Annotated in this window: 10 protein-coding genes; 4 read left to right on the forward strand and 6 right to left on the reverse strand. The window is 60.8% G+C overall.

Going from position 1 to position 9,907, the window contains the following annotated elements; all coding sequences use genetic code 11:
- Window positions 1–334: 334 nt before the first annotated feature.
- Genes Q0I65_RS09290 through Q0I65_RS09305 form a run of 4 tightly spaced genes read left to right on the forward strand, consistent with a single transcriptional unit; the run spans window position 335 to window position 2,540 of the window.
- Window positions 335–829, forward strand: a complete 495-nt coding sequence (locus Q0I65_RS09290) for an S-ribosylhomocysteine lyase (protein WP_296062807.1) — start codon at window positions 335–337, stop codon at window positions 827–829.
- A 9-nt stretch (window positions 830–838) separates the two neighbouring features.
- Window positions 839–1,546, forward strand: coding sequence for a 5'-methylthioadenosine/adenosylhomocysteine nucleosidase (locus Q0I65_RS09295; RefSeq protein WP_296062809.1), 708 nt, complete (start codon window positions 839–841; stop codon window positions 1,544–1,546).
- Window positions 1,546–2,169, forward strand: a complete 624-nt coding sequence (locus tag Q0I65_RS09300; RefSeq protein WP_296062812.1) for a CrcB family protein — start codon at window positions 1,546–1,548, stop codon at window positions 2,167–2,169. Before Q0I65_RS09295 ends, Q0I65_RS09300 begins: the two co-directional genes overlap by 1 nt.
- On the forward strand, window positions 2,166–2,540 hold the full coding sequence (locus Q0I65_RS09305) for a CrcB family protein (RefSeq protein WP_296062815.1): 375 nt from the start codon (window positions 2,166–2,168) through the stop codon (window positions 2,538–2,540). The genes Q0I65_RS09300 and Q0I65_RS09305 overlap by 4 nt, the downstream gene beginning before the upstream one ends.
- Here Q0I65_RS09305 and Q0I65_RS09310 read toward each other — a convergent pair.
- The 6 genes from Q0I65_RS09310 to Q0I65_RS09335 all read right to left on the reverse strand — a co-directional run.
- Window positions 2,480–4,447: a BspA family leucine-rich repeat surface protein gene (locus Q0I65_RS09310; RefSeq protein WP_296062817.1), complete on the reverse strand. Its 1,968-nt coding sequence runs from the start codon at window positions 4,445–4,447 to the stop codon at window positions 2,480–2,482. The genes Q0I65_RS09305 and Q0I65_RS09310 overlap by 61 nt on opposite strands.
- 151 nt (window positions 4,448–4,598) lie before the next feature.
- Window positions 4,599–5,171 (reverse strand): hypothetical protein, encoded by a 573-nt coding sequence (locus tag Q0I65_RS09315; protein WP_296062820.1) that lies wholly within the window; start codon window positions 5,169–5,171, stop codon window positions 4,599–4,601.
- Between the two features lie 117 nt (window positions 5,172–5,288).
- Window positions 5,289–5,807, reverse strand: coding sequence for a hypothetical protein (locus tag Q0I65_RS09320; RefSeq protein WP_296062822.1), 519 nt, complete (start codon window positions 5,805–5,807; stop codon window positions 5,289–5,291).
- A 93-nt stretch (window positions 5,808–5,900) separates the two neighbouring features.
- Entirely contained in the window at window positions 5,901–6,287 is a 387-nt protein-coding gene (locus Q0I65_RS09325; protein WP_296062824.1) for a heavy metal-associated domain-containing protein, read from the reverse strand.
- Window positions 6,288–6,599: 312 nt separating this feature from the next.
- Window positions 6,600–7,979, reverse strand: coding sequence for an AAA family ATPase (locus tag Q0I65_RS09330; protein WP_296062826.1), 1,380 nt, complete (start codon window positions 7,977–7,979; stop codon window positions 6,600–6,602).
- A gap of 251 nt (window positions 7,980–8,230) precedes the next feature.
- Window positions 8,231–9,907, reverse strand: a 1,677-nt coding sequence (locus tag Q0I65_RS09335) for a DUF3516 domain-containing protein (RefSeq protein WP_296062828.1), incomplete at its 5' end; no start/stop codon positions are given.

Below are 9,907 nucleotides of genomic sequence, written 5' to 3' on the forward strand. Positions count from 1 at the left end.
GAACTGGTTTTCATACGACCCTCCCTGCTGTTGCCAACTTATTGTTATGCATAAGGATACAGGAGTCCGCGCGAAAACCGACGGGTGAGTCCCAAAGGTGAAGCTTTTGGGACATCGGGCCCATCTTTCTGTAAGTCGAACTCCTTTCGTTACTTTGAAGAACGCGGCGAACGGACGGCCCAGCCCCACACCGCGAAGCCAACCGATCCAAGTGGATTTTGTGGCGAACCGACCCCGCGCCGCACCCAGCAATGCCGACAACGGGGAGCACGCTTGCGCGCATCGGCGAATCGTATATCCTTCCAACTACAACAACCTTCAAAGGAGCCAATTCATGGAACGAATCGCAAGCTTTTCCGTCGACCATACCAAGCTCGAGCCCGGCGTCTACGTATCGCGCAGCGACGCCGATGAGAAGACCGGCTGCGTAACCACCACTTTCGACCTGCGCATGACAGCGCCGAACCGCGAGCCGGTGATGGACACCGCCGCCGTGCACGCGATCGAGCACCTCGGCGCCACCTTCCTGCGCAACGATGCGGAATGGAAGGACCGCGTGATCTACTTCGGCCCCATGGGATGCCGCACCGGGTTCTACCTTGTGCTGTTCGGCGCCTATGAGCCCACCGACGTGGCCGACCTCGTGCTTCGCCTGTTCGAGTTCGCTCGCGACTTCGAGGGCGAAATCCCCGGCGCAAAGCCCGAAGAATGCGGCAACTACCACGATTCCGACCTGGCTCAGGCGAAATGGTGGGCACGACGCTACGTGGCCGACACGCTTTCCGTGCTCGACGACGCGCACACGCATTATCCGGCTCTTCTGGACTAGGACATATCGATGGAGAACCCTATCGGCATCATCGGCGCAATGGACGTCGAAGTTGAGCTGCTGAAAGAGAGCATGGCTGCGGAGGGCACGGTCGAGACCTCCCGCACCGGGCAGCTCTCGTTTTTCACCGGCACCTTGTCGGGCGTGCCCGTCGTCGTCGCACAGTGCGACGTCGGTATGGTGAATGCGGCCGCCCACACGCAGCTGCTCATCGACCGCTTCGCCGTACGCGGTGTGGTGAACACGGGCGTCGCAGGATCGCTTGACGCCTCGATCGACATCGGAGATATCGTGGTGGCGACCGACGCCGTGAACCACCTGATGGATGTGGGGAACCTAGGCTACGCCCCAGGACAAACGCCGGGGCTGTCCACGCTCGCCTTCCCCGCCGACGAGACGCTCCGACGCGCAGCGGTGGACGCTGCAGCCGAGCTCGGCATCCAAACCTGGGAAGGCCGCGTGGCCTCGGGCGATGTCTTCGTGCGCGAGGACGCCGACAAAAACCGCATCGCCGACACGTTCAACGCGAGCTGTTGCGAGATGGAAGGCGCGGCGATTGCCCAGGTCTGCTGGCTGAACCGCGTTCCCTTCGCCATCGTGCGCGCCATCTCCGACAAGGCGGACGGCACCGACTACATCGACTACCCCACCTTCGAGGCGCAGGCGGCGCGCCAGTGCGCTGCTCTCGTCACGCGAATGATCGGCCGCCTCGTGTAATGACCGCCCAAACGCACACCGCCGCCCGCGCGCAAAAGCTGCTGCGCCGCAAGGGAGCACTCACGCCGTTGATCCTGGTCATGGGATTCATCGGTGCCTCGCTTCGCTATCTTCTGGAATGTGCGCTGCCCGCAAACGGTGGTTTCCCTGCGGCGACGCTCGTCATCAACATCTTCGGTTGCTTCGTGCTGGAACTGGTGAACCAGTACGTGGGACGCCGCATGCACTTGCCGGGCGCCCTCGTGAAGTCGCTCGGCGTGGGGCTTGTAGGCGCCTTCACCACAATATCGGCGTTCTCGACCGAGTGCCTCGCTTTTCTGCGGGCAGGAGAGGTCGGCCTGTGGGCGGCTTATATCGCAGCAACGCTCGCGACAACGTTTCTCGCCTCGCTTGCGGGGCACGCCGCATGCCGCGGCCTCGATGCTCGCCGCCTTGCGCGCATCGAGCGGCGCCGCGAGGCCATCCATCGGGCACATGCCGCACGCCGAGCAAGGGCAATGCGGGAAGCCGATAGGGCCAAAAGCCAAGCCCGAAGCGCCTTCGCGCAGGAATGGGGCAGGCGTTGCGAGGATAACCCAACTGCGGAGGATTCCTCCCCCGAAGACGAGGGAGGCAAACGATGAGTCCTCTTCTGCTTGTCGCCGTAGGATTCGGCGGTGCCTTAGGAGCGCTTTGCCGCAGTAAGGCAACGGGCTTTCTCAAGGCACGCACGCATGGGGATTTCCCCGCAGCGACGCTCATCATCAACATCTGCTCGTGCACTTTAGCGGGAATTGCCTTGGCGGTTCAGGCTGATCTTAACGAGGTTCTCTACCTCGCGGCGACCATGGGATTTCTCGGCGGGTTCTCCACCCTGTCGACCATGAACTACGAGGCGGTGGAGCTTGTCCTGGGCGGCAAGCGCGCACTCGGCGCAGGATACCTTGCCGCGACTTACGCGAGCACCCTCGGCGCCGCGGCGATCGGGTTCGCCATCGCAAGCGCGGTCATGTAGTCTTCGCGCGCAGCTGCCGCCATGCCTTCCGCGGCGATGGCGGTGTTTCTGCTGTTCGGGGCGCTCGCGCCACCCGTGGTATCCGCAGCGCTCTCAGAGCCCGTGCGTCCCGCATTGCTCGCATCTTCTGCAGCGCCCGCACCGTTCGCGACATCCGCAGCGCCTGCGGAATCCGCTCCGTTCGCGACATCCGCGTCATCTTCCACGTCGTCGCCTTCCTCACCAGGCGCAACGGCGCGATACGTGTCCGCCTTGTTGCCCGGCACAGCGGAAGGCAGATAGGAGGCCCCATCCGATGCGGCATGCCATAGGCCGTCCGCCCCGGGTATATCCCCAGCGTTCGGCTGCGGCAGGAAGCACTTGGAGCCGACCCAGGCAAACGACTCGCCGAGCGTCACCTCCGCAAGCTTTGAGCACCCCTCGAACAGGTACACCATCGTCTCCGCGCTTGAGGTATCGAACGAGGACAGATCGAGCGCCCGAAGAGAGGAGCAGCCGAAGAAGAGGTAACTCAGATTGTTCGCCGCCGCCGTGTCGAATGAGGACAGATCGAGCGAAGCAAGCGAGCTGCATCCCGAAAACATATGGTTGAAGTCGATGACGGACGACGTATTGATTCCAGCGAAATTCACCGCTTCGAGCTTTGAGCAATCAGCGAACAGATAGCTCAGGTTGACCGCGGACGACGTGTCGAGAAGCGAAAGGTCGATCCGCTTAAGCCCCGAGCAACCCGAGAACATTCCGTAGAACGTCTGCACCTTGGCGGTCGACGCCCTCGACAGATCGAGCTCGATCAAAGACTTGCACCCGTAAAAGACCTGGGAGAGGTCGGTAGCGGCGGCGGTGTTGAACATTGACACATCGAGGGTGGCAAGCGAGGCGCAGTTGTAGAACATCGACGCGAAGGTGGTCGCGTTGCCTGTGGCAAAGTGCGACAAATCAAGGGACCTAAGCGAGCGGCACCCGTAGAACATCTGCTCGAACGAGGTCGAAGCAGACGTCTCGAACGACGAGATATCTACCTCTTCGAGGGATGAGCATCGATAGAACATCTGCCTGAAGTCTTTGCCGCTCGACGTGTCCCAGCCCGTAAGGTTCACGCTCCGAAGCGACGAGCAATCCTGAAACACGTCGGCAAACGACCTGACAGAGCTTGTGTCGAGCGTCGAAAGATCGATGCCGGTAAGGGATGTGCACCTTGAGAAGGCATACCCTAAGCTCGTCGTCTTCGACGTGTCAAGCTTGGACAGGTTCACCGACACAAGATTGTTGCACTCGAAGAACCACGCGTACATCGTTTGCGGGGCGACGCCGTCGTCGACGACCGCGACGCGCTCAATCTTGCGCGCGATGCCCTTCCACGGCGGGGTGCTCTTCGTGTTCTCGATATTTGCGTACACCGCCGTCGCCGTCTTGCCCTCGAACATGCTTCCCTCGGCGGGCAGAGCGCGACGCTTGTAGAAGGTGAGCGAGGCGTCGTCTTCGGAATACACAGCAAACGGGACGGAACTCGGATCGCTTGGTTCCGTCGACTGGGCGCAGAAGAGGAATGACGCGGAAAGCAGCGTCACAGGGTGCTGGGATGCTTGCTCGAACAGGTCGGCGTGCGCGGTGGGGTCGATCGGGGACACCGCCCAGCTCACATCGAGCGACCCTTTCGCGGGGACGATCAGCGTCGGGTCGTAGGACGCGAAGCCTCCTGAGTAGTTGAGCAGCGTCAAGCTGCCCGCCTTCGCCGAAATCGAGATGTCGTCGTAGTCGGTTTTCGCCGAGGCCATGGCAAAACGCGCCGGGGTGCTCCCCGAGTTTTCGATCTTCCACGAAGTCGGCGTCGCGACCGTCCCGTCGGAGAGCAGCGCGCACGGCACGGTCGTGGGCATGGTCACCACGATTGTATCGTCTTCCACGGACGCGCCAGCCCCGCCCTCGTCAGCGTATGCGGGCGCAAACGGGAAAGCGAGGCACCATGCCACCGCAAATGCCGCCGCACATAAGACCGCGGCGGCATGCCATATTCCCGTTATTGCCCGCACGTGACACATGTGATGGGGCTATTTGCTACTGCGCAGCGCCGGAAGCGACGGTCCAGGTGATGGTCGCAGCCTTTTGGGGCGCCGAGATGTCGGCGGTCACGCGCGCGATCTTCGCGTCGGTGATGTCGAGGGAGATTGTATCGTTTGCGGAAGTGGCGTAGCCCATGTTCCATGCCGAAATGGCGGAGGTGTCGACGGACTCGGCGGCCTGCAAGCCATTGACCGTGAACTGGAAGGCGTTCGCGGCGGTGCCCACCGTCACGTCGGCGACGAGCTTAAACGGCGACTGCTCGGTGACGGCCATGTTCACCACATGGATCGGGAAGACCGACTTGTTCTGAATCCGCAGGGTGTCCGCAGAGGGGGCCAGCATCGTGCCGTCAGCCTTGGCGACGAAGGGGATCTTCGTCGGAACCGAGAACGACAGGTTGTCGCCATCGGGGTCGGGGGTCACGGACTGGATGGTGACGTCCGTCGACTGAGAGGTGGTGCCATCTGCGAAAGCGAGTGCGGGGGTTGCGATAGCAGTAGCCATGACGAGGCATACGGCCAGCGCACCCACGCGCGCCTTGAGGCCGCGGTTGTTGGTTGCGTCCATGGAAGGACTCCTTTCTCGTTCGAAGCGGGCCCTTCCCGCCTCATTGTTTGCTTTCTGCCGCCGAAGATGCCGGCAGCTTGGTGCCTTGCTGATGCCGAACTGCGCTATTAGCTGGCCTTACTGGCTCTCGCTTAAGTCGGCTGCGACGATGGTGACGGCAACGGACTGGGGGTTGCCCGACGGCGCGCCGGTCTCGGGGTCGCAGCCCTGCACGGTCACGGTCGCCGATCCCTCGTGCGCATCCGGCGCTTCGCACCATTCGACGACCTCGCCGGGGGCGATAAGCCCGGAGTTGTACAACTCGATGCCATCCTGCGAAAGGGTGAACGTTTGCGAGAACTTGTTTTCCGCTACGTTCGAAACGTTCACGCGCACCTTCCCGTCGGCCAGCTTGGGCTTCGCCGACACGGAAATCGTCATGCGCGACTCCTCCGCCTGACGGTTGAGCTCGGCAATAACTTCTTCGTCGCTTTTGCCCTCGTGGGTTTGCACGGTCGCGCCGGGGTCAGCCTTAGGTTGGGCGAATTGCCACATCGCGCAGCTGCCGATGGAAAGAAGCAGCAGAAGGAGCAGTATCAGAATGATGACGCGCCACTTCTTTTTGCGCGAGTTATCTTCTTGTTCTACTTCGCTCAATTCCCCACCCTTCGACATTTTTCGCGGATGGATTATCGCAAAGCTCGCCCCTCGCGACAAGATATAAACTCAAACAGCACAATACTGAGAAGGCTAATCACGATGCGACACGTAATATCCCGCATCTTCTACCGCGCGCTCGATAGCATCGCGGTCGATGGCGGATTTCGCCAAGATGTGCGCCGTACCCGACGCCAGGTCGACTGTCGCCCACGTTCCCGGCTGCGCATTGAGGACGTTTTGCACGCGCTTGACGCACTTTTCGCAGGTCATCCCCTTCACTCGCACATCAAGCGAGAAGGGATAGTTCGCTTCGTCGGTGTCTTCCACCGTGACAGCAGCCACCTTCTTCGCCTTGGGGGCTTTCGGGCCGCCGCCGCAGCAGTCATCCTTGAGCGAGAACACGCGGTAGGCGTGGCGGACCGCGAAGACCATAAGGATTGCGATAACGACGATGATGATCAAGGTTGGTGCGTTCATGCAGCAGCTCCTCCGAAAGCCTTCGCTTCTTGGATAAGCAAGAAGTTTTCCGTTTGATACTCTCGGCAGTGTACCACGAGAAGTTAGCGAGGGAAAACCGTCGCGAAAGAAGACGTCACAGAGTATCCATATACCCTTAGGGGGTATATGGGAATACAAGTGGCGTTCCCTTTCCTTCAAACCATCTACCTGCGCATAACAAAAATCAGCCAGTTCTTGACACCGCCAGAATACAAGAATCAGGCAGTTTGCTTGCAAGCTTCTGAACGGCTTCTTCCTCGGAATAACGATTCTTCGACATATCCCGTCACCTCACAGGCAGAAAGACATGTAAAGAGGCAAGTACTGACGATTGCCTTCAACCTTGAGCTGCTTGGGGTGGAGGACATATTCATCACCGATGCGATCGGAATAACGCTTGGCAAAATCGTCGAGCGATACCGTCGAATACGCCTTTGAAGATTTGACCTCGACGGGACAGATTCTCGGCTTGCCCGCGGCGTTCGAATAGCCACGCGTAATCAGGAAGTCGATCTCTCTGGGTCGCGGCCGTCCGCCCTCCCGCAATGGGGGCTCATCCCAGCTATAGTAGAAGAGTGAGTGGCCGCGAGCTCGGAGCTGCTGCGCAACGACGTTCTCCACAAGCATCCCCCTGTTGACAGAGACGCGGCCAAACTGAATGTCCCTGTGTATGTCCAGAAGCTCAGGGCCATCGTCGAATGCCAAACTCACGAGTAAACCAGTATCGGCAAGATAGCACTTGAGGGAAGACGAATCGGCATGAAGGCGATAACCCACATTGGGGTCATTGCAAAGACAGCAAGGGTTGACCAAATGGGCATCGGCAAGCCAGCTCAGGGCCGGCTCGAACTGCTCGAACCTATCGCCACCGTCAAGGTTGGAGAATTTGAACCTCTTGCTTGCGCACGAAAGCTCGCCTGGGACGTCATCGAAAACAGCCCTTGCTCGCCTTGCCTCGGTTCCGCCAAACTTCTGCATATCCTCACGATAAAGATCGATGATTTGCCTCTTTATCTTGTCAGGCCGCCTGAAGTCTGCATCCTCCACAAACGCCTCGACCACCTGGGGCATGCCCCCAACAAGCATATATTCGCTAAAGAGGCGGCTGCACTTTGCATGAACGGGGTCAGGCAGCGGCGTGAGGCCGTCTCGGCAGCGACGAATCTCTTGGGCATACACGTCTAGCCCGTTTGCCCAGAGATACTCTTCGAAGTCCATAGGCTCCAGGCGAACGCGCTCCTCTTCCGAAGGAATGACAATCTTCTCCACGTTCTTGCGAATCGAAATAAGCGAACCTGTCTCCATGTAGTCAAAACGACCATCCGCTACCAGATGCTTGATGTATTCCCTCGCCACGGGAAAGCGCTGTACCTCATCGAATATGATGAGGCCATTTCTGGGCGTAAGCAGCTTTCCGTAGTTGAGCTGCAACATCCTGAGAAAGGTGTCGATGTCCGCCCTTTGGTCGCGGAACAAATCGAGCGTGGCCTTGTCCGCTTTAGAGAAGTCGATGTAGAGGTAGTCGGCATACTCGCGTTTAGCAAACTCCAAAGCAAGAGTCGTCTTCCCAACGCGACGAGCGCCCTCGACGAGAATTGCCGTTCTACCCTGAGATTCGCGCTTCCACTCGAGAAGACGGTCGTAACACTTGCGGCGAAAGACAGTTGTCATCTCTTCATCTCCAAGCCATCTACCAGCGCATTACAAAAATCAGACAGTTCTTTAGCTCGAAATTATACAAGAATCAGCCAGCTCTTGACAGCGCCAAAGTACAAGAATCAGCCAGTTTGCTCGCATCGCACACGGCGTCGACTTGCTTATCCGCTGCGGTTAGCGCGGTCCCAAACGCAGCGGAGGATGATGGGCCCGAGCCAGACACGCAACACTGCCGGTCCACCGCCTCTTACCGGCGGCGCGCCTTCCTATTCCCCTAGGTCCTCGGCGAACCCTACGCGGTAGTTCGTGAACACCACCCCGTCGCCTGCCTGCGTGGCGTCCAGGTCGACGTCGGCCGCTATCGCGAAATCGCTGTCGCCTTCCGCATCGTGGAAAATCTGGCGCACATGCCACACGTGGGCCGATTCCTCGTCGGACTCGTCGAGCACGAGATAGGCCTTCGAGCGCGCATCCGCATCGAGGAGCACCTCTTCGTGAGCGTCGTAGAACTCGTCGAGCGCCACCGCCCAGGCGCGCTCGCCGAAGCCCCAGTCCGCATCCATCTCGCCAAGCGTCGCAACGTCGCGGTGCGCCGCCGCACGCACACGGCTGAACAGGGCGTTCCGCACAAGAACGGTAAGCCCGCGACGATCGCGCACCACCGGCTCGTCCTCGGGCGAAGGCGGCGCGGCATCGAGCGCGGCGCCCGCGTTCTCCCACTCATCGACCAAGCTCGAGTCGACCGAGCGCACGACAAGCCCCAGCCACGCGACGACGTCCTCAAGCCGCTCGTCGCGCTTGCCCTCGGGAACCGTGCGGTCGAGAGCGCGAAACGCCTCGGACAGATACCGGAGAAGCGCCCCCTCGTAGCGCGTGATTCCCAGCTTCTGGATATACCCCTTGAAATCCGCGGCGCTCTCCAGCATGTCGCGCAGTACCGACTTCGGGCGCAGGCAGAAGTCGCGCGCCCACGGCACGCCCTCGCAATATTTCTCGAAGGCGGCGTCGAGCAAGTCCTCAAGCGGCTTTTCGTAGGTCACGTCCGCGATGCGCTCGAGGCGCTCCTCGTATTCCACGCCGTCCATCTTCATCTCGGCCATGGCGCGGTCGCGCGCACGGCGCTCCTGGGCGCGCAGCACCTGGCGCGGGTCCTCAAGCGTCGCCTCCACCATCGACACCACATTGAGCGCATAGTCGTCGTCTTCAGGGTCCAAAAGTTCCAAAGCCGCGAGCAAGAAGGGTGAAAGCGGCTGGTCAAGCGCGAAGTCTTCAGGAAGATCGACCGTCACGTAGTAGCTTGCGCTCCCGTCGGGCAGATCCTCTTTCACCACCACGCCCGCGGCGATGAGCGTGGCGAACACCTCGTCGGCACGCTGCGAGAGCGCCACCTTCTCCTCGTCAGTTTGCAGCGAGTCGGCGATGAGCTCCTCCACGCGGGCGCGAGCGTCGCCCCCCTGCTCCACCTCGGCGAGCACCATCGAGTGGGTGACGCGCATGCGGGGCGTGAGCTTCTCTGGCACCGATTCCACCAGGCGATTGAAGGTGTCCTCGTTCCAGTTGACGAAGTTCTCGGGCGGCTTTTTCTTCTTTATCTTGCGAAGCTTCTTCGCATCGCCCGCGGCCTTCACCTCGGCCTTGTGGTTCTCGATCTCGTGCTCGGGCGCCTCGGCGATGACCATGCCCTCGGTATCGAAGCCCGAACGCCCCGCGCGCCCCGCGATCTGGTGGAACTCGCGCGAGCGCAGACGGCGCATTTTGTGGCCGTCGAACTTCGTGAGCGCGGTGAGCACAACGGTGTGGATGGGCACGTTGATGCCCACGCCGAGCGTGTCGGTTCCGCAGATGACGGGGAGAACGCCCTGTTGGGCGAGCTTTTCCACCAGCAGGCGATAACGGGGCAGCATTCCTGCGTGATGCACGCCGACGCCGCAGCCGAGCAGGCG

This window comes from uncultured Ellagibacter sp. (genome assembly GCF_934643285.1).
Lineage (GTDB): Bacteria > Actinomycetota > Coriobacteriia > Coriobacteriales > Eggerthellaceae > Ellagibacter.